1 pseudogene is annotated in these 399 nt (G+C 47.9%); it reads left to right on the plus strand.

Annotation, left to right across the window (positions count from 1 at the left end):
* Positions 1–118: 118 nt before the first annotated feature.
* Positions 119–399: pseudogene (locus tag JHD69_RS20580) on the plus strand (hypothetical protein); the annotation flags it as partial.

Below are 399 nucleotides of genomic sequence, written 5' to 3' on the forward strand. Positions count from 1 at the left end.
CCCCCCCCCCCCCCCCCCCCCCCCCCCCCCCCCCCCCCCCCCCCCCCCCCCCCCCCCTTTCTTAATCCCCCGCCCCCCACCCACACCTACCCCTGTCGTGGTTCGTCGGCAGCGTCAGATGTGTATAAGAGACAGGATTATCTCTGTAGCTAATATACCGTCTGAGAATAAATTAAGGGAGATTTTAGTTAATGCAATTGGTAGATTTTTATTAGAGAAAGCACTTGCTGGGGATTTTAAAAGTTTAGTAGATGGAGATAAAAGGAAGAGCCTCCTATTATTTTTAGATGAAGCTCACCTTTTTCTAGACAAGAAAATTAAGGATGAATACTCAATAGAGGTTGAGTTAGATGCTTTTGACCGGATTGCCAAAGAATGCAGGAAATCTGTCTCTTATAC

Source organism: Pedobacter sp. ASV12 (assembly GCF_016429155.1).
Lineage (GTDB): Bacteria > Bacteroidota > Bacteroidia > Sphingobacteriales > Sphingobacteriaceae > Pedobacter.